We start from the raw sequence: 23,233 nt of genomic DNA on the forward strand, positions 1-23,233 counted from the left end.
CTTTCTGTTTATAATCTTTCTGCTTGGAGCTGCTGATCGACTTGGCTCAGAAACAGGGCAGCTCTCTGAATATATTCGCTCGGATGTACTTGGAACAGCAGCTCATGCTTGCCATCAGGTACAATCCACGAGCGGGAGAGTACGTTGCCTTGCCCTTCAGCGATGGCTTCTGCCGTCTGAAAAGGAGCCTTCACGTCATTCGTGCCATGAATGATGAACAGCGGGATATCGTAGACGTTAGAGATAACCTCGCTTGCCGGAATCGAGCCAAAGCTTGTTCCCGTCCAAAGGGGAATCATCGATTCAATGAGCGGCAGCGAGAATCGCGGCAACGAGATAAATTGATTCAGGTTATCAAATAAAGCCTCCGGGCTTGGGATAAATAAGCTGTCGAGTATCATCGCATCGATAACATCGGTCTGCAGTGCAGCTTGAAGTGCGGTGCCAGCACCCATTGAGAAGCCCCAGACGACGATATCCTCGGCGCCGCGGGACTTGGCATAATCTACAGCAGCGAGCAGCTGCTGCGACTCCTCGAGGCCGCCAGTGGCTGGAGCCTTGTACTCCTTCGAGGCGTAGCCGTAGTCAAACAGCAAAATATTATAGTTTAAACCGTGCAGCAGCTTAGAGAGCTCATACATCGGTACCCAGGATTCTTCACGATTGGCGCCATAGCCATGGCTGAAAACAACAGTGCGCGCCGATGGCGCTGATTCGGTCGCGCCTGCTTCCGCAGGAATAAACCAGCCGCTGACCGTTGTATCTCCGCTTTTGCTAGGGAAAATGACATCCTCGTAATCTAGTCCGATAGCCGCTTGCGGATTAGAGGATAGCGGTGCCACAAAAGGATAAGCAAGCATCCAAGCGACATATCCATGAAAGATAATGAATGCAAGCAGGATCATGGCAGTGAGAGAGGCGATCGAGGCAACGAGCAAGTGCTTGCCGCGGCTTCTCGTTTTGCGAAGCTGGAACAGGTTCTCGGCATCTCCTAATGGGAAGGGCTGAAGGTTTTGCGGAAATCCGCCTTCAAGTGGCAATGGTGTCATAATGGTCGTGCTCATGTCGTTGTCCTCCCTCTGCTTACATCAATAAATGGGACTCGTTTACGCTCAGCGCTGTAAGCGCTTTTTCTCTTCTAGTACTTTAATCGTAGTCCGGTCCTATAAGCCTGTCAATTGATGTCGAGGTAATGTTAATCATTTGTAATATTGCTGTAATGTAAAGAACTTTTCTTTACGATAATGGAAGCGATGAGTTATACTGAATGAGAATTGGTTTCATTGGATGAAACTTTTGAGGAAGAGGTGCGGCTGCATGGAAGATGGAAAATCGACGGTTCGGGCTGTGGATCGAGCGCTTGATATATTGCTGTGCTTTACATCGAAGACGGACTGGGCGATGACGGAAATTGCTGAACATGTCGGCCTGCACAAAAGCACGGTTCACCGGATGCTCGCTACTCTCGAGGAGAAGGGCTTCATCGAGCGTGATCGCTCGACTGACCGTTATCATTTAGGATTAAAAATGTGGGAGCTGTCCGCCAATTTGTCGCGGTCAGACGACCAAGCAACGATATGGCTGCCAGAGATGGAGCGGCTTCGCGACCGGCTGGGTGAAACAGTCAGCATATATGTTAGGGACGGCTCCGAGCGGATCCGCATGCAAGCGGTGCAGAGCAATCAGCCCGTACGGCGGGTAGCGCCGGTAGGCGCAAGGCTGCCGCTTTATGCAGGCGCGTCAAGCAAGGTGCTTATTGCCTACTCCGATCCCCTTGTACAGGAAAGCATTTTTGGAGATCCGGCATGGCTTTACTCCATTGATCTAGACCAGTACAAGCAGCAGCTCGAAGAGGTTTGCCTGCAGGGTTATGCAACAAGCTTCGAGGAGCGCGAGACGGGCGCTGCGGCTTTGTCCGCACCTATATTTAATCGAACAGGTAAGATGACTGCCGCTTTGTCTGTATCGGGCCCTGCAAGCAGGCTGACGATGGAGACGATGAGGGAGTATGCGCCAGTCATGATGGAGTCCGCTAAGCGTATGGGGACTATGATTTTATAGCCAAGTAGAAACAGCAGAGCTGAGGCGTGCCTCGAGCCTGCTGTTTTCTGTTTTTTAACGTAAAAAAGAGCTTTGCCGTCTTATCGGCAAAGCTCTTTTTTGTACTTGCTCAGCAATTATGCTGTTGTATTCATGTTTGCGATCATTTGGCGAAGCACCGTTTGCAGGATACCGCCGTTGCGATAGTAATCGACGTCAACCATCGAATCTAGGCGCACGATTGCGGGGAAGTCGAAGGTTGTGCCGTCTTCACGAGTTGCCGTAACGGTAACTTGCGAGCTTGGCGTAACGTCATTGGACAAGCCAACGATATCGAACGTCTCGCGACCGGTAATGTTAAGCGTCTTCCAGCCTTGACCTTCTGGGAATTGGAGTGGCAATACGCCCATACCAACCAGATTGGAGCGGTGAATTCGCTCGAAGCTTTCCGCGATAACAGCTTTAACGCCGAGTAGGTAAGTTCCTTTTGCTGCCCAGTCACGGGAGCTTCCAGTACCGTACTCTTTACCAGCTAGAACGACTAGGTTTTTGCCGGATTTTTGGTATTTCATCGAAGCATCGTAGATCGACATGACTTCATCCGTAGGCAGGTAAGTCGTTACGCCGCCTTCTGTTCCTGGAGCCACTTGGTTACGAATACGAATGTTCGCGAACGTTCCGCGCATCATGACTTCGTGATTACCGCGGCGGGAACCGTAGGAGTTGAAGTCTTGGCGTTTCACGCCATTTTCGATCAAGTATTGGCCGCCTGGGCTGTTAACTGTAATGTTACCAGCAGGTGAGATATGGTCAGTCGTTACGGAATCGCCCATAAGCGCAAGCACGCTTGCTGAATGAATATCTTCGATATCCGTTAGATCAGGACCAAGGTTTTCGAAGAACGGCGGGTTTTGGATGTAAGTCGATTTTGCATCCCACTCGTAGCTTTCGCCTTTAGGTACTGAGATCGCGTTCCAACGCTCGTTTTGCGTAAATACGTTCTCGTATTTGTCGCGGAACATTTGCGGGTTAAGCGCAGCAGTCATCGTGTCTGTAATTTCTTGCGACGTAGGCCAGATATCTTTCAGGTATACGGCTTTGTTGTCTTCTGTATAACCGATTGGTTCGGTAGTCAAATCGATGTTCGTAGTTCCGGCAAGCGCATAAGCGATAACTAGCGGCGGGGAAGCCAAGTAGTTTGCTTTTACTTGCGCGTGAACGCGGCCTTCGAAGTTACGGTTACCGGAAAGCACTGCGGATACCGTCATATCGTTGTCTGCGATCGCTTTGCTTACTTCGTCTGGAAGCGGACCGGAGTTACCGATACATGTCGCGCAGCCATAGCCGGCAACGTGGAAGCCTAGAGCTTCAAGCGGCTCAAGCAGGTTTGCTTTTGTCAAATATTCCGTTACGACAAGCGAGCCTGGCGTCAAGGAGCTTTTTACATAAGCAGGCTTCTTAAGTCCAAGTGCAACTGCTTTTTTAGCAACGAGGCCGGCACCGACCATAACGCTTGGGTTAGAAGTGTTCGTACAGCTTGTAATTGCGGCAATTACGACTGCGCCAGTGCCCATTTTGCTCACTTGGCCGTCATTATGCTTAACCGTTACAACCTGATCGATTTTATCGTCAGTCAATCCGTATCCGCCTTTGTCGATCGGCGTGCGGATGATGCTGTTGAACGATTCTTTCATTGCAGTAAGCTCGACGCGGTCTTGTGGACGCTTCGGACCTGCAAGAGAAGGAACGATTGTGGAAAGATCAAGCTCGACGATGTCAGAGAATACCGGATCTGGCGTCTCATCCGTACGGAACATGTCTTGCGCTTTGTAGTATGAGCCAACAAGCTCGATCAGATCTTCAGAGCGGCCCGTTTGGCGCAAGTAGCTGAGCGTCTCGTTATCAACAGGGAAGAAGCCGATTGTTGCGCCGTATTCCGGTGCCATGTTGGCAACCGTAGCACGGTCGGCAAGGCTGATGTTGGACAAACCAGGACCGAAGAACTCAACGAATTTGCCGACTACGCCTTTTTTACGCAAAATTTGAGTAACCGTAAGCGCAAGGTCAGTTGCTGTTGAGCCTTCTGCAAGCTTGCCTGTCAATTTGAAGCCGATAACTTCCGGCATTACGAAGTAAAGCGGTTGACCAAGCATACCAGCCTCAGCCTCGATACCGCCAACGCCCCAGCCAACAACGCCAAGACCGTTGATCATCGTAGTGTGGGAATCCGTACCTACAAGGGAGTCTGGGTATACAACAGTCTCGCCGTCGATTGTTTTTGTTGCCGCAACGGATGCCAAGTACTCAAGGTTAACTTGGTGAACGATACCTGTGCCAGGTGGAACCGCGCGGAAGTTATCGAACGCCGTTTGTGCCCAGCGAAGGAAACGGTAACGCTCTTCGTTGCGCTCGAACTCAACTTTAGTGTTATATTCAAGTGCTTCAGGCGTACCGAAAGCGTCAACCATGACCGAGTGGTCGATTACAAGATCGACTGGCACGAGCGGGTTGATTTTTTTTGGGTCTCCGCCAGCTTTTTTCACAGTGTCGCGCATTGCCGCAAGGTCAACGACAACCGGTACGCCTGTGAAATCCTGCAATACGATACGAGCAGGGATGAAAGGAATTTCTTTATCTTCGCGTCCGTCAGCCCATGTAGCAAGCTGCTTCACATGTTCTGGCGTAATGGCACGGCCGTCAAATTGACGAACAGCAGCCTCAAGCAATACTTTGATGGAAAAAGGCAGTTTCGAAATATCGCCTAGTCCTTGCTCTTCAAGTCCGCCCAGACGGTAGTAAGCGTATGATTTGCCACCGGCGTCCAGCGTTGTGCGAACCGAATAATGATTTTGTGTAGACATCGTCATTCTCCTCTTTGAATGTAGTTTGTGTTTCATTCTGTGAAACACAATTTCAAAATCGCTATATCTATAGTATATCGTTAAAATAGTCCTTCCGTAAAGTCCAATTATGTCCTGTTGCGCCTGTAAATTGTGTGGAATCCATGAAGACGAATGTTACATGAAACGGAAGCCGGCTTCATATAATGAATCAGTTAATTAGCGTTAGGCTTTACGCCTATTCCGGCCGGCCGCATCTGTTTACGCCTTAAAATATAAGGATGGATAAGTAAGAGCCAATCCATTTCGGCTTATATTTTGTTGCGAAACGCTTATGTGCCTGCGGTTAGGTTGCAGCCGCTGCGCTTGCATGCACGACAAGGTTAAGGAGGATTGCAATGTCGCGAATGGGTAACGGAGGACAGGGCTTTCAGGGTCAAAAGCGCAACCAACCACCGTCCAAGCCGGTAGCAACACAGCGCAAGCCGCAGCAGAAGGCTTCAACACATGCTCTACAGAAGCAGCCATCGCCTTTCGAGCTGCAAGTGGAGAGGCATGCTGATACGCCAGATCACGAGCTGCCAAGTCAGACTAGAACAGCACAAGAAGCAAAGCCAGCCAAACAGCAAACGTCTAAGCTGAATTCGCTTATGCGTTCATCCGATTACGATCCTTATAGTCAGCAGGGGAAGCTGCAAGGCTGGAAATCTGCCGTACATCGCTATGTGAGCTTATATAATCAAGCCGAAGCGAATCAGCATGCGACCGTGCTGACGGATTACGTGACGGATGCCGATCACTGCGACCGGCTTCGGTGCAGGCTTGAGCGGCTGCGCGAGCGTGATTTGCTGAGAGGCGCACTGCCGGCAGGCAGCGAGACAAAAGCAGAGCTCATACGCTTTAATGAATCATCCAGTGAGGTTTCCGTGCTCATTCGGCTTCACATCAAAAGAAGAATGGAACAGTCTGGACGATTTTACATGGAGGAAAGATCCGAATTCGAGCGTCTTTGGCTTGGGCTGTCGGGCAATGCCTGGGAAGTCCTGCGTGTAGAGCCGATTATATCGGAGCGCAGGCCGCGTTTTGGCACTGTTTCAGATAACTGGATGACCGTCGATGAGCATTCGGAGCTATTTGGCGATCTATCGTCACAGTCAACACCATATTTAAATTATGACCTATTACAGCAATTCAAACACCGGCCAGCCGGCATTCGTTACAGGAGAGATTTGGTTGCTGCTTATGCGGATCGCTGGTGGAACGAGGGCAACCCTTCCTACGAGCTTTTTGAGGTGAATTGTACTCATTACGTGTCGCAGTGCATCTTTGCAGGCAATGCTCCTATGAACTATACTGGTAAAAGGGAAACGGGCTGGTGGTATAAAGGACGGAATAAGGGCAGCGAATGGTGGAGCTACAGCTGGGCGGTATCCAATGCGATAACGAATTATTTGACAGCATCCAGGTCTTCAGGCTTGCGAGCGGAGGTCGTGCAATCTGCCGATGAGCTTCAGCTTGGCGATGTCATTACGTATGACTGGAATGGCGATCAACGCTTTCAGCACAGTACAATCGTTACAGCCTTTGACTCGTTCGGTATGCCTCTGGTGAATGCCAATACTGTTTCCAGCAGGCATCGCTATTGGGATTATCGTGATTCCTATGCATGGACGGAACAAACGAAATATCGTTTTTTTCATATTGCAGATCTATTATAAATAATTGTACCGGAGGATATGCCATGGGGAGCAAGGTTAGAGTAGGTTTAGTTTACGGGGGGAAATCGGGAGAGCATGAGGTCTCTTTGCAAACGGCTTACGCTGTAATGGGAGAATTTGACTATAACAAATACGAAATTAAACCTTTCTATATTACGAAGCAAGGCGAATGGAAAACGGGCGATGCGCTGCATGCCCGTCCAAGCAGTGTCGAGGAGCTTCGATTTGCAGGGAGCGAGGCGAAGCAAACAGGCTTTGCGCTCGCCCCTTTGTTTGCAGGCTTAAACGGAGGAGCGTCTGCTGACAGCGAGACACGCATTGACGTTGTATTTCCGCTGCTGCATGGCACATTTGGGGAAGATGGTACAATTCAAGGCTTGTTCGAGATGGCGAACATTCCATACGTCGGAGCGGGCGTTCTCGCTTCTGCCGTTGGGATGGACAAGATTCTGATGAAAAAAGTATTTGCCCAAGAAGGCTTGCCGCAATGCGTGTTCCGCTTCTTCAACCGGACGCAATGGGAAAGAGATGCTTCCTTCTTCATTATGGAGTGCGAGGTTTCGCTCGGCTATCCTTGCTTCATTAAACCGGCTAATTTAGGATCAAGCGTTGGCGTATCCAAAGCCAAAAACCGCGAAGAATTAGTTGCTGCCGTTAATTATGCCTTCCGCTTTGACCGCAAAGTAATCGTGGAGGAGTTCGTAGATGCTCGCGAAATTGAAGTGAGCGTGCTGGGCAACGATGATGCAAAGGCATCCCTGCCAGGCGAAATCGCGCCTTCCAATGAGTTTTATGATTACAAAGCCAAATACATTGACGGTAAATCGACTATGCAAATTCCAGCAATTCTATCGCCAGAAATAACGGAATCCATTCGAGAAATGGCAGTCCGCGCATTCCAGGCAATTGACGGCTCAGGGTTATCGCGGGTAGATTTCTTCCTACGCAAAAACGATAACCAGATTTTTATTAACGAAGTTAACACCTTGCCCGGTTTCACGCCATTCAGCATGTACCCGCTCATGTGGAAGGAAACCGGCATTCCATATAAAGAGTTGTTAGACACCTTAATTTCCTTGGCTCTTGCTCGCCACGCCGAAAAACAACGCATAGACTTTACAGGCGATGCAGCACAGTAGGCCGTCGAATCCGTAACCGAGCATGATGAATAGATTTGGGAAAAAATCTTTTATTTATTGTTTTGGTATGGCACGGTTTTTATGTGCAGGGGAGGTGCTTTTACTCTGTTTTGTACATAAAAGCGTTCCGCGTAACCAAAAAATACTTAAAGGAGTTTTTTCTTTATTCATCATTTGGACAAGCTATTGAGGCGTATTTTTGTGTACGGTAGCTTGGCTTTTACATTTACACAAATCGCCGGAGCAATTAACAGGAAAAGCTCCATCTAATTGGTCAATCGGTCGGCTTTTACTTGATTTAACAGGAATTTCTCCCGTTAAATAAGAGCAAATCCTCTAAAAGGGGCACTTTACACCAAATTACATGGAGTAATTCCTGTTAATTACTGATTCGAGCATAAATTCGTGAATTTAACGGGAGTTTTTCCCGCTAAGTTAATATTCGACCAGTTAGCTCGTGACAAATAGTGCGGTGGTTCGAGCATGTCTCCAATGGGGAAAGTTTGGTAGGTGCGACTACGTCTGAAATTATGAGTTTAATGCCCTTAAAAGTAATATTCCAGCACAAACAGTAAGCGTGTCCCGCAGGGACGAAAGCGATCCACCGCAAACGCAGCTATTGAGCGTCACTTGAGCTCTTGCGTTAGTCCAGTTGCGGGTGTCCAGAGGGTGCAACCCTTGGGGCCCTCCCTTGGAAGGGAGGGTTTGGGTGGGTTCGAAAAGCCTGGTATAAATTTTCACTGAAAGGAGGGAAAAATAATGGGTTTTGCAACCGAATTTAACTCAGTCTGCAAATTTAAGTCCGAACAAGAGCTGTATGAATTGTTGGAGTATGGTCGGGGTAAAATGGTAAAGAGCGGCTTTCGCGTATTTCCGACTGGCCAGAAGGTTATCGCTTATACACCGGCCAATGAGGCCATTGCGATTGTCCGCATTTTAGCTTCTATCGCGGAAATTAATTTTCAAGGCGAAGAAGTGACACAAGTGGAGATGGAGCTCGTGAGAAAGCTGACCGAGGAAGAAGCAAAAATTCAAACGGCGCTTGCCTTTGAGATGTTTTTTGGCGAGAAGGCTTAATCGATGATCGTTAGATTAGGCTTTGTCGCGATGAGCTTGCAGGTAGAGAATGCATCACCGTCAAGAACGATGACGTTCGCAAATTTTTCGAAGCTGGATGACCGCGAGGCGGGCATTCGAAAACTGGAGAGAATTGCGGAGGAGAATCTACGGAGCACGCTGCGCATTTTGAAGCATTGCAAGGCTAGCGGCATTCAGATGTATCGATTTTCGTCCAAGCTTATCCCGCTTGCTACTCATGAGCATTTATTGGATTGGAATCCTTTTGCGGCACTTGCGCCTGCTTTCCAGGAGGTTGGCGAATTTGTTCGAAAAAACGGAATTCGCGTGTCCTTTCATCCGGATCACTTCTGCGTATTCAGCACGCCGAGACCTGAGGTTTTGGCTAAGTCGGAGCTGGATTTGCTCAATCATATTCGAATGCTAGAGGCAATGGAGCTGGACGAAGCGACCAAGTGCAACATACATATCGGCGGGGCATATGGCGACAAGGCAGTAGCTGCAGAGCGGTTTATCCGTCAATTCAGCGCCTTGTCGTCTCGTTTTAAGCATCGGGTTACGCTTGAGAACGATGACAAAACGTTTAATGCAAGAGAAACGCTTGAGGCGGCTGAGCAGGTGGGAGTCCCGATGGTCCTCGATATTCATCATCATGCGGTTAATCCGGGCGACATTGATGAGGACGAGCTCTATAGCGGCTTATGGCCAAGAGTGGAGCTAACCTGGCAGAAGGAACGCGAGCGGCTTGGCTTCTCTAGCGCCAGTCAGCTTCCAGCTAAAATTCATGCTTCCAGTCCCAAAAGCGTATCCGATCCTCGTGGTCATGCAGATTTTGTGGAAGCAGAGCCATTGGTGCAATTTTTGCGCCACGCGGCCCTCAACACGGAATATTTGGACTGTATGCTTGAAGCGAAGAGCAAGGACGAGGCTTTGTTCAAGCTCATGGAAGATTTGAAGCAAATGGAAGCAAGTGGAACAGGTATCAAGGTGCTGGACGGCGGACGAGTTGAAATTGCTGCTCAGCATTAAGGTTTGTTGCAAGCGCCGTCAAGGTTAGTCCTTGACGGTGTTATTGTATGTTTGCAGTCTCTCAGGTCCCAAAAACAAATAAGACGTTTTGAAAAAGTTGAAATAGGAGATCTCATCATGGAATGGATACTTCTCGTACTGCTCGGGATCGTAGCAGCGATGTTCGGCAGCATCGTCGGGCTTGGCGGCGGCATTATTATCGTGCCCGTGCTCATGCTGATCGGTCCGGTGCTTACGGGCGACGCGATCGGCCATGCAACGGCTGTCGGCATTTCATTAACGGTGTTAGTCGTTACGGCACTTGCATCAACGTTAAGCTATGCCAAGCGTAAAATTGTCGATTTCCGCAGCGGCTGGTTATTCTTCATCACGAGCGGACCAGCGGCGATGCTCGGCTCCGCATTGACGGGCGCGCTTCCAGCCGGCGTGTTCCAGCTTGTATTTGGCATTTTTATGCTTCTGATGGCATCGCTCCTGATTGCTCGCGACTACATGAAACCGTTTTCTAAACAATGGTCAACCGTCCGCACCATGACGGATGCATCAGGTGAAGTACATACTTACAGCTATGGCATCGTTCCGGCTCTAGCCATCGGTTTTGGCGTTGGCTTAATATCCGGATTATTTGGAATTGGCGGCGGGTCGTTGTTTGTGCCGCTTATGGTGCTGCTGTTTCGTTTTCCGCCGCATTTGGCAACGGCCACCTCGATGTTCGTCATTTTTTTGTCATCTATTCTTGGAAGCGGCATGCATATTTATTTGGGAGAGACGGATTGGATGCTTGTGCTTGCATTAGTGCCAGGCGCTTGGATCGGAGGTAAGCTTGGTGCTGCAATAGCGGTGAAAATGAGCGGAAAAGGCTTGTTATGGCTGCTCAGGGTAACGCTGCTTCTGCTAGCTGGGCAATTAATTATTGAAGGCTTAAAATCTTTTTAATATTGTGAGAACAGTCTTATGCGAAACTTGAAAGGTGCTCATACGTAATACCCGATTACATGAATGTAAACGATCGTAAATTTACATAGAGGAAGAGTGATGGACCGTGAGTGACCAGAACAACGCATTCGTTGTAGGCGGGAAAAGCTTTACTGCTGTCGCAATCAACTGCGCATCGAAAGCAGGAGAATGGATTAAGATGAAGCTTGGCAATCATGCCAGCCTTGATATAAAGTATTCCTCGCATGACCTTGTTACGGAAGTGGATAAAGGGTCGGAGAGGCTGATTAAAAATTTGATTTTGACTCATTTTCCGCACCATTCCTTTCTAGGCGAGGAGGGTGTGGAGCCCGGACCAGAGGCTTCTACGCGTGCGCTTGAAAATATTCGCGACGCTGAGTATTTATGGATCGTCGATCCGATTGACGGAACGACCAACTACGTACACGGCTTCCCTTACTTTTGTGTGTCGATCGCGCTTGCGCACAACGGCGAGGTCATCGTAGGCGTTATCTATGACCCGATGAGAGATGAGCTGTTTGTCGCGGAGAAAGGCAAGGGAGCCTACGTCCATGGCAAAAGGATGCAGGTGTCCAAAGATGATACGCTGCGCGGAAGCCTTGTTGCAACCGGGCTGCCGGCCGATCATCATTATGCACTTCCTCTTAATTTGAAAGGCATACAAGCGGTAGCCCCGCAGGTTCGGAATCTTCGTATTGCCGGCTCGGCAGCGCTGCATTTGGCGTACGTTGCAGCAGGACGGTTAAGCGGATTTTGGGAAATTGGTCTTAACAGCTGGGATTTGGCGGCAGGCTCGCTGCTTGTGCAGGAATCTGGCGGCGTCATAAGCAATACGCTTGGCAAGCCTTACGATTTGGGCGTTCGCAATGTCGTAGCATCGAATGGACTTATTCAAGAGGAGCTAATCAAAGCTTTAGCCGAAGCGGAAGCAAGCGAATAGAGGAGGAAGGACAGCGGACCGCTTACAAGCGGCTTCGGTGTCCTTCTCTGTCTCTGGCTTAAGCGCATCTACCCAATAGAGAGGGAGGAATCAAGCGGAAATGACTGGAAGGAAACGGATAGCCGCACTGATGATGACGATGGTATGCGTAGGTATGCTGGCTGCATGCGAGTCAAATGAAACTTCCGAATCGCAGCCAACAGCAACTACGCCAGTATCCGAAGCGACGGACAAGCCGCAAGAAGCGGAGACGAATGAGTCGGCAGAAACGGATGATACAGCCGCGGCGTACGAGGTGCTGGCGCAGGAGCTTCATGTGCCGTGGGTTATAACATTCGATGAGGATATCGTATATATTAGCGAACGAGAAGGAAATATTGTCAAGGTTGATGGCAATAAAATGACCCGTCAAGCGGTCCATTTGAGTAAAGGCGTGCATGGTATCGGCGAGGGAGGCTTTCTTGGCTTCCTGCTGGCACCGGATTTTGCAAAGTCAAAGCTGGCTTATGCCTATCACACCTACGAGGAGAAGGGCCGTATTTTGAACAGAGTTGTACTTCTGAAGCAAAATGGCGAGCAATGGGATGAGGTACGCGCTCTGCTAGAAGGTATACCGGGCGCGGCCAATCATGATGGCGGAAGGATGGCTTTTGGGCCGGACAATATGCTTTATGTGACGACAGGCGATGCGCAGCAACGGGAGCTGGCACAGGATCGCAACAGCTTGGCGGGCAAAATTTTGCGTATGTCGCCGGAGGGCAAGGTGCCAGAGGATAATCCGTTCCCCGGCTCTTATGTGTATTCGTATGGGCATCGCAATCCGCAAGGACTCGTATGGAATCACGAGGGTGTGATGTTTAATACAGAGCATGGTCCATCAGGAGATCCCGGCGGGCATGACGAGATCAACATCATTAAAGCGGGCGGCAATTACGGCTGGCCGACCATTTATGGGGATGATGAGCATGAGGGAATGATAACCCCGATTTACCATTCAGGGAAAAAGGCGATTGCGCCTTCGGGAGCGACGATTGATGAGAGCAACCGTATTTTGATTGCGACCTTGATGGGGGGAGCGCTTTATCGTTACGACCCGGCAACGAGAGAAATGGCAGTCCTATTCGAAGGGGAAGGCAGATTGCGGGATGTGAAAATAAAGGATGGACGGATCTACGTCATTACGAACAATACCGACGGGCGCGGCATCCCTTCAAAGACGGATGATCGTTTGCTGCTGCTTAAACCTATTGAGTAGCCAATTAGCAAATTGATCATATAGCGACATATAGTAAAAAAACGATCAGTCCTCTAAGGTCTGCTCGTTTTTGTGTGCATAACGCACTGTTGTTAGTTTAATTTAGCGAAAGCGTGATTAATCGCATGAATGGTTTCATCAATGTCGGCCTCTGTATGCGCCGTCGTGAAGAACCAAGCTTCGTATTTGGATGGCGCGAGGTTGATGCCCTGCTCCAGCATGAGTTTGAAAAATCTGCCGAACAGCTCGCCGTCCGTATCCTGCGCTTCATCGTAGTTGGTAACGGGATGGTCGCAAAAATGAGCCGAGAACGAGCCGCGAATTTGGTTGATCGTGAGCGGGATGCCATGCTGCTTCGCGGCAGCATGGAGGCCAGCCGCCAGCTTGGTAGCGAGGGCGTTCATACGGTCGTAAATGCCCGGCTCCTGAAGCAGCTCCAAGCAGGCGATGCCTGCCGAGATGGAGGCAGGGTTGCCGGCCATCGTGCCCGCTTGGTAGGCAGGGCCGAGCGGAGCGACCTGCTCCATAATTTCGCGGCGTCCGCCGTAAGCGCCGATCGGAAGGCCGCCGCCGATGATTTTGCCAAGCGCCGTCAAGTCCGGCTCGATCGCTTGATGATCAGGGAAAGCGACATATGTCTGTGCAGCGCCATAATGGAAGCGGAAGGCGCTGATGACCTCGTCATAGATGACGAGTGCGCCGGCATCGCGAGTGAGCTTGCACAGCCCTTCTAGGAAGCCTTCATGCGGCATGACCATGCCGAAGTTGCCGACAATCGGCTCAACCATAACGGCTGCCGTCTCGTGGCCCCAGCGATCTAGCGCTTCCTTCAGCGCAGGGAGGTCATTAAACGGCACGGTAATAACCTCGCTGGCGATGCTGGCGGGAACGCCGGCGCTATCGGGAATGCCAAGCGTGGAAGGACCAGAGCCTGCCGCGACGAGCACGAGGTCGGAATGGCCGTGATAGCAGCCTGCGAACTTGATGATTTTGGTTTTCTTCGTATAGGCGCGCGCGACGCGAATAGTCGTCATTACGGCCTCCGTGCCGGAATTGACGAACCGAACCTTGTCAAGCGAAGGGATCGCTTCCTTCAGCATGCGGGCGAGTGTAATTTCAAGCTCTGTTGGCGTGCCGTACAACGTTCCATTTTGCGCGGCGCGAACGATCGCTTCAGTTATATGCGGGTGAGCATGTCCGGTTATAATGGGGCCGTATGCCGCCAAATAGTCGATATAGCGGTTGTCGTCGACATCCCAGAAATAAGCGCCTTCTCCGCGTTTCATGAACACCGGCGCGCCGCCGCCTACCGCTTTGTAGGAACGGGAGGGACTGTTGACGCCGCCGACGATATGCTGCAGCGCTTCTTCATAAAGCTTATCTGAATTTGGTCGTTGTATTGCCATGGATAGTAGCCTCCAATAGAATGGGTTGTGGGTATTACAAGAAGCAAAATACACGCAACTTGAGACAAGCCGTTGCGTGTATTTATAGGTTATTCTTTCGAGCTGGAATTGGAATTGGAGCTCGAGCTGCTGGTCGCACCGTCGACTGGCGTGGTGGATTCGGTAGGCGTTGGCACCGTATCGTCCTGCTCTAGCGTCATTTGTACGAAGGCGCGAAGCTCATCCTCGTCGCTGATTCCAATGACGGATGCGCCGCCAACGCGGTCTTCCGCGATCAGCTCCATCGGCGGTATTTGCGTTGTGCTGGCTACATGGCTTTTGACGCCAAGCTGGCCGAGCTTCAGCATATCAGGCACGCTGATGTTCATTTTGACGTAAGGCTGTACGCTGTCGAGAATTTTTTTCATATTGATAATGTTCCAGGTCGATTGAAGCTCTTTGGAAACTGCCTGCAGGAAGTTTCTTTGGCGCTCGGTTCGCGTGAAATCGCTCATGGCGTCATGACGGAAGCGAACGTACTGAAGCGCTTTGTCGCCGTCCAGCAGCTGATACCCTTTTTTGAGATCGATATCATAGCGGTTGCCGTCCGCATTGTCCGTATAATGCATATCTTTCTCGACGTCGAAGTAAATGCCGCCAATCGTATCGATCAGCTTCTTAAAGCCTTCAAAGTCGGTATATACATAGTATTGAATGTCGAGACCAAGCAGGTCGCCGACTGTTTTCATCGCTAGCGGATATTCTCCCAGAGTGAGCGCAGTATTGATCCGGCCTCTGCCATGTCCTTCGATGTTGACGTAAGTATCGCGAAGCACGGAGAACAGATGCGCTTTCTTGGTAACGGGATCGAAGGAAGCGACCAATATGGAGTCCGAACGAGCCGCTTCGCCCTCATCTACTCCACGAGCGTCACCGCCGAGCAGCAAAATATTTACGCGTTCCTTGCCTTCCCATTCGGGAATCGGAACAGGGGTTGCTTCGACGTTGTCGACTGGCGTCTTCGTCTCCTCTGGATCGCTGAAATTATCGAGCGCATTATAGATGCCTACGCTCCAGTAAATGATAAAAGCTGCTGCTGCACCAAGAATTACGGCGAGGCTAATGTATAACCATTTCCATCTTTTTTTCTTATTCGTCTGTTTAGGCATTTCGTTAGACGTGCTCCCTTCAGATGCTGCTGGATCTTTTTGTCCCAAGGAGGGTACATTTCAAATGTAAGCATGAGCAAAGATGGCATAGCGAATGGTCCGCTTACAGTAGAAGGTTAGCGGAGCTGTTTACGCTAGAAATATAAGAACGCAATAAGGCCAGATCAATAACTTATATTTCATCAGCAAACGGAAGCTGCGCTATCCTCTTGCAGACTCAGCCGTTTACGCTAGGCGTGAACTACTGTATGATTACATATCATAAAATTATAAAGCTGAACGACATGCAGAAGCAAGTTTTATCGTTTTAGGTAAAAAAAGATCGGCATTTCCTAGGAAATGTCGAAGTGAAAGGGGCTATATCAACCAGATGTTAGCAATAGATGTAAAGGATTTACGCAAGCAGTTCAGCGTGCAGAAAAACCGTGAAGGCTTATCCGGCGCCCTCAAGGACTTGTTTAAACGCGAGTACAATGAGGTAACGGCGGTTAAAGATATTTCCTTTCAAATTCCGCAAGGCGAAATATGCGGCTATATAGGAGAAAATGGAGCAGGCAAGTCGACAACGATCAAAATGCTGACGGGCATTTTGGTGCCAACGTCAGGCGAGCTCAAGGTGAACGGCTACGTGCCGTTTAAGGATCGCGAGAAGTTCGTAAACGGCATCGGCGTCGTATTCGGCCAGCGCTCCCAGCTATGGTGGGACATCGGCGTAATTGAATCGTTCCAGCTGCTGCGCAAAGTATATCGCGTTTCCGAAGCGGATTTCCGCAAGAGGCTGAACGAGCTCGTTGAGCGGCTTCAGCTTGGCGATTTGCTCAATCGTCCCGTTCGGAAGCTTAGCCTCGGACAGCGGATGCGCTGCGAGCTTGTCGCTTCGCTTCTGCACAATCCATCCATTCTTTTTCTTGATGAGCCGACAATCGGCCTCGATATCGTCGTGAAGACGGAAATTCGCGATTTTCTCCTTCAAATGAACAAGGAGCAGGGAACGACGATTTTGCTGACGACACATGATTTACAGGATATTGAGGCGCTTTGCTCACGAGTTATCATGCTGGATGACGGCCGCATCATTTATGATGGCGGACTTGATGACTTGAAGAGCCGGTGGAGCAAGGGCCGGGAAATTCAGTTCCATTTTGCAGGGCATACGCCTCTTGCAGTCCTTCAGCAGCTGACCCATTCACTGAATGTAACTTGGACGATGGAAAATGAAGTGAGCGCGAAAATGTGGCTGCCGCATGCCGTTAATGTATCCGATGCGCTGGCATGCGTAGTAGGCGGCGTTGAAATACGCGATATCAAAATCATTGAGACCAACACGGACGATATCGTTCGCAGCATTTATTCCTCAGGCTCCGCGCAAGCGGCGAAGGAGACGGCCCAGTCATGATGAGCGCTTATATCGATTTTATTCGTATACGGTTTATCATGATGCTTGCTTATCGCGTTAATTATTATAGCGGAATTATTATTTATGCCATTAACATTGGCGCTTATTATTTTCTGTGGCAGGCGATTTACGGCGATAAGGAGACGCTTGCTGGCTTTACCGTGACTCAAATGACGACTTACGTCGCCGTGTCATGGATGGCTCGCGCCTTTTACTTCAACAACCTTGACCGCGAGATCGCGAATGAAATTCGGGACGGCAGCGTAGCTGTTCAGCTGATCAGGCCCTATTCCTATTTATTCGTCAAAATGATGCAGGGCTTCGGCGAAGGCTTATTCCGCATGCTGCTGTTCATGGTGCCGGGGATGATTATCGTTTGTCTCATATTCCCGGTTACGCTGCCTACAGATCCGATGACATGGCTCATTTATCTTGTCATGCTGTTCTTTAGCTTTCTTATCAATTCACAAATTAATATTTTGACCGGCTTGTTCGCGTTTTTCGTTGAAAATAACGAAGGCATGATGCGGATGAAACGGGTTATGGTCGATTTGTTTTCCGGCGTGGTCGTGCCGATTGCCTTCTTCCCAGGCTGGCTCTCCGCAATCATGCAGTGGCTGCCGTTCCAAGCCATCACCTATTTGCCGAGCTCCGTATTTACGGGACGGACGCCGAGCAGCGAAGTGCTGCCTGTATTCGGCATTCAAGTGCTATGGTTTGTAGGTTTGCTGGTGCCAATCTGGCTGACGTGGCGCGCTGCTCGCAAGCGGCTGTTCGTGCAAGGGGGTTAATAGTCATGAGATACGCATCATTGTTCTGGGAATATATTAAAAACTACGCAAAAACAAGGCTGACCTACCGCGCCGATTTCTGGGTTGAGGTGCTGTCTGATTTATTGTTCCAAGGGATGAACCTCATCTTCATCTTGATTGTGTTCCAGCATACGCCGTCCCTTGGGGGCTGGTCGGAGGCTGAAGTTGTGTTCGTCTATGGTTTCTTCATGATTCCTTACGGCGTGTTCAGCACCTTTTTCAGCATTTGGAATTTCAGCGAGCGCTATATCGTAAAAGGAGAGATGGATCGCGTTCTGACAAGACCGGCCCATAGCCTATATCAGGTGCTGCTCGAAAATGTTGATCCGCCGTCGCTAATCGGTTCCTTCGTCGGAGCGATAATAATGGTTCTCTGCTGGGCGCAGCTCGATCTGCCGTTCCAACTGCTCGATTTATTGATGCTCATGCTGCTCGTGCTGGGCGCGGTTCTCATTTATGCGGGACTGTATACGGCGCTCAGCGCCATATCCTTCTATTCCGACGCGCCGACCGGCATCGTGCCGCTGATGTACAACATTCAAAACTACGGCCGCTACCCGGTTAACATTTATAACAAAATGATTCGGTTCGTGCTGACCTGGCTGCTGCCATTCGCTTTCGTCGGAGTAATTCCAGCATCCTATTTCCTTGAGAAAAAGGCTGATGACCTGTCACAGCTTGCGCTGCTGACGCCTGTCATGGGCATTATCGTATTCTCATTGGGGCTGTGGCTATGGAACCACGGAGTGAAGCGTTATCGCGGAGCGGGCTCTTAGGCTGATCACTGCGAGCACCGCGCTTGCGGTACCATTACAAGTTGTTTTTGGAGGACGTTAAATGACACAGCTTCAAATTGGAGATACAGCACCGGATTTCGTATTGCCGGCATCAAATGGTAACGATGTTTCACTTCGTGATTATCGCGGGCAAAATGTAGTTCTCTACTTCTATCCGAAGGATATGACGACAGCCTGCATACAGGAATCCTGCGACTTTCGCGATGCAAACGTGGAGATGCTGAAGCATAACACCGTTATTTTGGGCATCAGCCTCGATACGGTAAAATCGCATCAGCGCTTTATAGAGAAGAAGGAGCTGCCTTTCCTGCTGCTGGCGGATACGGAGCACGCTGTGTGCGAGCTTTACGGCGTATGGCAATTAAAAAAGCTATACGGCAGGGAGTATATGGGACTAGTGAGGTCGACGTTTCTGATTGATGCGTCAGGCAAGCTGGTTCAGGAATGGCGCAAGGTAAGGGTAAAGGGGCATGCACAGCAGGTGCTTGAAGCGGTGCAGCAATTGCAGCCAAAGGTTACAGGGTAATACGAGGCATATAGTAAGTTGAAAATGGACGGCGCAGAGAACGATATCTGCACCGTCCATTTTTTTATTTTGGCCCAGCGTACCTTACAAACCTGTCACCAAAATTGTCACTCAAATCGATGGCTGACATTCGGTCGTTTCTATAGGATAGGTAGTAGATAAACAACACGCGAAGGAGGCAACAACAAATGAACAAATGGATAAAAACGATCACGACTGTCGCTGCCGTTATTATTGTTGTTATTTTCACAGGGCAAGATTCCTTTTAAATATAGGACCATTCATATGAAAAGCAGAGGAGATGGAAGATGAAAAGAGGGTTAACAATCGTACTGGCTGTTGTCGCAGTCATCCTAATCGCGGTGTTTGGCGGGAAAGCAATAATGGACAACATTTTCCCGCAAGCGGACGGGATCATTGCCTACGGAGAGAAGCAGCAGATAGATGCCGTTTTAAAGAACCATGCTAAGCAAATTGCTGCAAGTGATGTGTTTGCAATCAAAACTGCAGATGCTGACGGAAAAAAGATCATGTATCTGTCGCAAAAGACGATTGATGCGTTGATCCAAAAAAAGCTGCTTACAAAAGTAAACGAGGATGGAAACACGGAAACTTTGCTTTCATTGCCCCCGGTTTCAGAAGGAGAGGGCTTATTATTCGCCAAGCAAGAGGCGGACAAGGTTATAGGGAGCAAAAGCACGCTGCCGGTCAAATATGAAGGAAATATCATTATTGGGGATGGCCGAGCCTATGTAGATGTGTTTGTCGTGCTTGAGGACTCCCATTGGCAAGCGTTGCAAGAGAAGGAAAAAACGATGGCGGTTATGAAAACCAAAAAAAATGCTGAACGTTTAATGGGAACGTTTGAGGTGGAGACACAACAGCTAGTCAGCGTAAAATAACAGCACAACCTAATAGGTGCCCGCGAGTCGTTAAATCGACTTGCAGGGCGCTTTTTTGCTTTGTTCCCACGGCAGCTGCCAGAGTAAAAAATTGGAACGGGGAAACAATAGAGGAAGCTTACCCAACCGTGAAATAGAGGGGGTTGAACGGTGAATTTACATTAATTGTTTAATTTTGACATTGACAGCAAGCGGACTCATTAATACAATATTGTATTGCTTGTCCTATGGGGGGTTATACAACTGATTAGGCTCATTAACATCAAAAAATCTTACCGTGTAGGAGCTGTTTCGGTCGAAGCAGTTCGAGACGTTAGTTTATCGGTTAAAAAAGGTGAAATATTCGGCATTATCGGACATTCCGGCGCGGGGAAAAGCACGCTGCTGCGCTGTGTCAATCTGCTCGAGAAGCCGACGTCGGGCACTGTGACTGTGGGGGACGTGGAATTGACTGGCTTGTCCGAGCGGCAGCTGCAGACGCAGCGGCGGCGTATCGGAATGATTTTTCAGCATTTCAATCTGCTGTCGATGTCCACGGTTAGGAATAATATTGCCTTCCCGCTTGTGCTGGCTAAGCTTTCGAAGGCTGAAGTGAACAAGCGTGTAGACGAGCTGCTGAAGCTTGTTCAGCTTGATGGTCACGCAGACAAATTTCCTGCGCAGCTATCGGGCGGCCAGAAGCAGCGGGTCGGCATTGCAAGGGCGCTGGCAAACAATCCGGACGTTTTGCTGTGCGATGAGGCCACATCGGCGCTTGACCCGCAAACGACGAATTCGATATTGTCCTTATTGCTCGATATTAATGAAAAGCTTGGCATTACCATTTTGCTCATTACTCACGAAATGAACGTCATTCGTTCGATTTGCGACCGCGTGGCGGTCATTGATCAAGGCGAAATCGTTGAGATGGGCGACGTGCTTCACGTCTTTCTCAGGCCTGAGCATCCCGTTACCCGGGACTTCGTCGATCAAGTGTCGGACAGCGGGGCCAACGGCCAGCTGCTGCGCGGTCGCACGGGGCGTCTGCTTCGAATGACTTACATCGGCGATTTGACCTATGAGCCGATTCTGTATAATGCAGTGAAGCCAACATCGGTGCAATTCGCTATTTTGCAGGGTACCGTATCACGCATGAAGCAGACGCCATATGGCCAGCTTATCGTGGAGCTGATCGGCAGCAATGAGGAGATTGAACGGGTCATTGACGTGCTTCGCAAGGATGGTCTGGAGGTGGAGGCGATATGATGAGCTTCGAAAATGTTCGATGGCCGGAGATATGGGATGCGACCAAGGATACGCTCTATATGATGGCCGCCTCGCTATTCTTTACAATTATTTTAGGATTAGTAATCGGCATCATCCTGTTTTTAACGTCCCGCAGACAGCTGCTGCAGCAGCCTATCGTTTATGGCGTGCTTTCGTTTATCGTCAACGTGCTGCGTTCCGTTCCGTTCGTCATTCTTATGATATTGATTATGCCGCTCACCAAGCTGATTACGGGAACGACGCTTGGCGTGGAGGGCTCGATTCCACCGCTCGTCGTTGCGGCTACACCTTTCTTCGCGAGGCTGGTAGAAACATCGCTGCGGGAGGTGGATCGCGGCGTCATTGAAGCAGCTCAGGCGATGGGCGCTTCGAAATGGGATATCGTGCGGCGCGTGCTGCTGCGCGAATCCAGTCCGAGCCTGCTCGCCGCGGTGACGATCACGGCGGTTACGCTCGTCTCCTATACGGCGATGTCAGGCGTCATCGGCGGGGGCGGGCTTGGCGATCTGGCGCTGCGCTACGGCTATCAGCGGTTCCAGACCGATGTGATGCTCGTGACCGTTGCCCTGCTTATCGTACTCGTTCAGGTGCTGCAATCGATTGGCGATGCTCTGGTCCGTCGTTATAGCAGAAAGTAAATGTTTTGAGAGCTATGCCTTTTAAAATAAAATAACAACTTTGGAGGAAAGAACATGAAAAAGACAAGCTATATGATCATAGCTATGATGCTAATGTTCGCATTAACAGCATGCGGACAAGACAAAACTGCCGAGGGTAATACAAATGCGAATGGTGAAGCAGGACAAGGAGCAGAAGAGGTTACATTGAAGGTAGGCGCGTCTCCTGTGCCGCATGCGGAGCTGCTGGAATTCGTGAAGCCGATGCTGAAGGAGCAGGGCGTAAACCTGGAAGTTATGGAGTTTAACGATTATGTTCAACCGAACACGCAGCTTTACGAAAAAAATATCGATGCTAACTTTTTTCAGCATACACCTTATCTAGAGCAATTCAACAAGGATAAAGGCTATGATCTTGTTAACGTTGCAGGCGTTCACATCGAGCCCTTCGGCGCTTACTCGAAAAAAATAACAAAGATTGATGAGCTGAAGGAAGGCGCAAAAGTCGTTATTCCTAATGATCCTTCAAACGGCGGACGCGCGCTTGCGCTTATGGCAGAGAACGGGCTGCTGACGCTGAAGGACGGCGTGGGCGTTAACGGTACAGTAGCAGACATTACCGAAAATCCGAAGAAGCTTGAAATTACAGAAGTAGAGGCAGCGACGCTGCCGCGCGTGCTTGGCGAAGTAGATCTTGCGCTCATCAACACGAACTATGCGCTTGAAGCTGATCTTGTTCCAACAAAGGATGCGCTGTTCATCGAAGGCAAAGACTCGCCGTATGTAAACATACTGGTTTCGCGTCCTGACAACAAAGACTCCGAGGCAATTCAAAAGCTCGCAGCAGTGCTTCGTTCGCCTGAAGTAAAGAAATTTATCGAAGAAAAATATAAAGGCGCGATCGTAGCAGCATTTTAAGCGCCAATAGGTTAAGAAGCGCCCCTGCCAAGCTGGCAGGGGCTTTTTATTGAGAAGACTTGAAACATGAGGGGATTCGTATAGGGAATAATAGACTCCCGATATGAAAAATTCCAACCCACGCACGCACCAACCCACCAACCCATTACCAATCTACCGCCACGCTGACTAATCACATTCCCGCTAAACCAATCTAACGTCCTGTCAACCCACCATAATCCCACCGATCCATCGACCCACCAGTCCACCGCCGAGCTACCTGTCAATCTCACCACCAAAACGCGTTCTGTCAGCAAGATTAACGGGAAAAGCTCCTTTTAATTCTAGAAATATAAGGCGAAAATCAGGTTTAGAAGGATTTTCTCCCGTTAATTTTCGATTTTTTAACCAATTGGGGTGAATGTGCTTCATTAACGGGAGGTACTCCAGCTAAATGGTTTATTTACAGGT

At 49.6% G+C, this 23,233-nt stretch carries 20 protein-coding genes; 16 read left to right on the top strand and 4 right to left on the bottom strand.

What is annotated here, in order from left to right:
* Positions 1-8: 8 nt before the first annotated feature.
* Positions 9-1,064, bottom strand: coding sequence for an alpha/beta hydrolase (locus HI950_RS16410; RefSeq protein ID WP_169085978.1), 1,056 nt, complete (start codon positions 1,062-1,064; stop codon positions 9-11).
* 253 nt (positions 1,065-1,317) lie between these two features.
* On the opposite strand from HI950_RS16410, the gene HI950_RS16415 reads away from it, so the two are divergent.
* The gene (locus HI950_RS16415) at positions 1,318-2,061 is read left to right on the top strand and encodes an IclR family transcriptional regulator (RefSeq protein WP_169085980.1); all 744 of its coding nucleotides are present in this window, start codon (positions 1,318-1,320) and stop codon (positions 2,059-2,061) included.
* Between the two features lie 116 nt (positions 2,062-2,177).
* On the opposite strand, the gene acnA is transcribed toward HI950_RS16415, so the two are convergent.
* Complete coding sequence (gene acnA / locus HI950_RS16420; RefSeq protein ID WP_169085982.1) at positions 2,178-4,901, bottom strand: aconitate hydratase AcnA; 2,724 nt, start codon at positions 4,899-4,901, stop codon at positions 2,178-2,180.
* 377 nt (positions 4,902-5,278) lie between these two features.
* Between acnA and HI950_RS16425 the strand changes: the two genes are divergently transcribed.
* From HI950_RS16425 to HI950_RS16455, 7 genes are all read left to right on the top strand, one after another.
* Positions 5,279-6,598, top strand: a complete 1,320-nt coding sequence (locus tag HI950_RS16425) for an amidase domain-containing protein (RefSeq protein ID WP_317618386.1) — start codon at positions 5,279-5,281, stop codon at positions 6,596-6,598.
* A gap of 23 nt (positions 6,599-6,621) precedes the next feature.
* Positions 6,622-7,737, top strand: a complete 1,116-nt coding sequence (locus HI950_RS16430) for a D-alanine--D-alanine ligase (protein ID WP_169085984.1) — start codon at positions 6,622-6,624, stop codon at positions 7,735-7,737.
* A gap of 759 nt (positions 7,738-8,496) precedes the next feature.
* Entirely contained in the window at positions 8,497-8,814 is a 318-nt protein-coding gene (locus HI950_RS16435) for a hypothetical protein (RefSeq protein ID WP_169085986.1), read from the top strand.
* A gap of 3 nt (positions 8,815-8,817) precedes the next feature.
* A complete protein-coding gene (gene uvsE / locus HI950_RS16440) occupies positions 8,818-9,843 on the top strand; it encodes a UV DNA damage repair endonuclease UvsE (RefSeq protein WP_169085988.1) in 1,026 nt (341 codons plus the stop codon).
* 117 nt (positions 9,844-9,960) lie between these two features.
* Positions 9,961-10,779, top strand: a complete 819-nt coding sequence (locus HI950_RS16445; protein ID WP_169085990.1) for a sulfite exporter TauE/SafE family protein — start codon at positions 9,961-9,963, stop codon at positions 10,777-10,779.
* A 106-nt stretch (positions 10,780-10,885) separates the two neighbouring features.
* A complete protein-coding gene (locus HI950_RS16450) occupies positions 10,886-11,740 on the top strand; it encodes an inositol monophosphatase family protein (RefSeq protein ID WP_169085992.1) in 855 nt (284 codons plus the stop codon).
* 100 nt (positions 11,741-11,840) lie between these two features.
* Positions 11,841-12,995 carry a PQQ-dependent sugar dehydrogenase gene (locus HI950_RS16455; RefSeq protein WP_223285320.1) on the top strand — a complete coding sequence of 385 codons (1,155 nt, stop codon included), beginning with the start codon at positions 11,841-11,843 and terminating at the stop codon, positions 12,993-12,995.
* A 92-nt stretch (positions 12,996-13,087) separates the two neighbouring features.
* On the opposite strand, the gene HI950_RS16460 is transcribed toward HI950_RS16455, so the two are convergent.
* Both HI950_RS16460 and HI950_RS16465 read right to left on the bottom strand, forming a co-directional pair.
* Positions 13,088-14,401 carry a glutamate-1-semialdehyde 2,1-aminomutase gene (locus tag HI950_RS16460; RefSeq protein ID WP_169085994.1) on the bottom strand — a complete coding sequence of 438 codons (1,314 nt, stop codon included), beginning with the start codon at positions 14,399-14,401 and terminating at the stop codon, positions 13,088-13,090.
* Between the two features lie 89 nt (positions 14,402-14,490).
* Complete coding sequence (locus HI950_RS16465; RefSeq protein ID WP_169085996.1) at positions 14,491-15,549, bottom strand: LCP family protein; 1,059 nt, start codon at positions 15,547-15,549, stop codon at positions 14,491-14,493.
* Between the two features lie 370 nt (positions 15,550-15,919).
* Here HI950_RS16465 and HI950_RS16470 point away from each other — a divergent pair, with 370 nt between their 5' ends.
* From HI950_RS16470 to HI950_RS16505, 8 genes are all read left to right on the top strand, one after another.
* Positions 15,920-16,945 carry an ABC transporter ATP-binding protein gene (locus tag HI950_RS16470; protein ID WP_169085998.1) on the top strand — a complete coding sequence of 342 codons (1,026 nt, stop codon included), beginning with the start codon at positions 15,920-15,922 and terminating at the stop codon, positions 16,943-16,945.
* Entirely contained in the window at positions 16,942-17,736 is a 795-nt protein-coding gene (locus HI950_RS16475) for an ABC transporter permease (protein WP_169086000.1), read from the top strand. The genes HI950_RS16470 and HI950_RS16475 overlap by 4 nt, the downstream gene beginning before the upstream one ends.
* Before the next feature lie 5 nt (positions 17,737-17,741).
* Positions 17,742-18,533 carry an ABC transporter permease gene (locus HI950_RS16480; protein WP_169086002.1) on the top strand — a complete coding sequence of 264 codons (792 nt, stop codon included), beginning with the start codon at positions 17,742-17,744 and terminating at the stop codon, positions 18,531-18,533.
* Between the two features lie 61 nt (positions 18,534-18,594).
* Positions 18,595-19,080, top strand: coding sequence for a thioredoxin-dependent thiol peroxidase (gene bcp, locus HI950_RS16485; RefSeq protein ID WP_169086004.1), 486 nt, complete (start codon positions 18,595-18,597; stop codon positions 19,078-19,080).
* Positions 19,081-19,388: 308 nt separating this feature from the next.
* Positions 19,389-19,982 (top strand): lipoprotein BA_5634 family protein, encoded by a 594-nt coding sequence (locus HI950_RS16490; RefSeq protein ID WP_169086007.1) that lies wholly within the window; start codon positions 19,389-19,391, stop codon positions 19,980-19,982.
* A 243-nt stretch (positions 19,983-20,225) separates the two neighbouring features.
* A complete protein-coding gene (locus HI950_RS16495; protein WP_169086134.1) occupies positions 20,226-21,227 on the top strand; it encodes a methionine ABC transporter ATP-binding protein in 1,002 nt (333 codons plus the stop codon).
* Positions 21,224-21,886: a methionine ABC transporter permease gene (locus HI950_RS16500; RefSeq protein WP_223285321.1), complete on the top strand. Its 663-nt coding sequence runs from the start codon at positions 21,224-21,226 to the stop codon at positions 21,884-21,886. The genes HI950_RS16495 and HI950_RS16500 overlap by 4 nt, the downstream gene beginning before the upstream one ends.
* Before the next feature lie 54 nt (positions 21,887-21,940).
* Positions 21,941-22,783 carry a MetQ/NlpA family ABC transporter substrate-binding protein gene (locus HI950_RS16505; protein WP_169086009.1) on the top strand — a complete coding sequence of 281 codons (843 nt, stop codon included), beginning with the start codon at positions 21,941-21,943 and terminating at the stop codon, positions 22,781-22,783.
* Positions 22,784-23,233 lie beyond the last annotated feature (450 nt).

The sequence above is a fragment of the Paenibacillus sp. PL91 genome (genome assembly GCF_012935325.2).
Lineage (GTDB): Bacteria > Bacillota > Bacilli > Paenibacillales > Paenibacillaceae > Pristimantibacillus.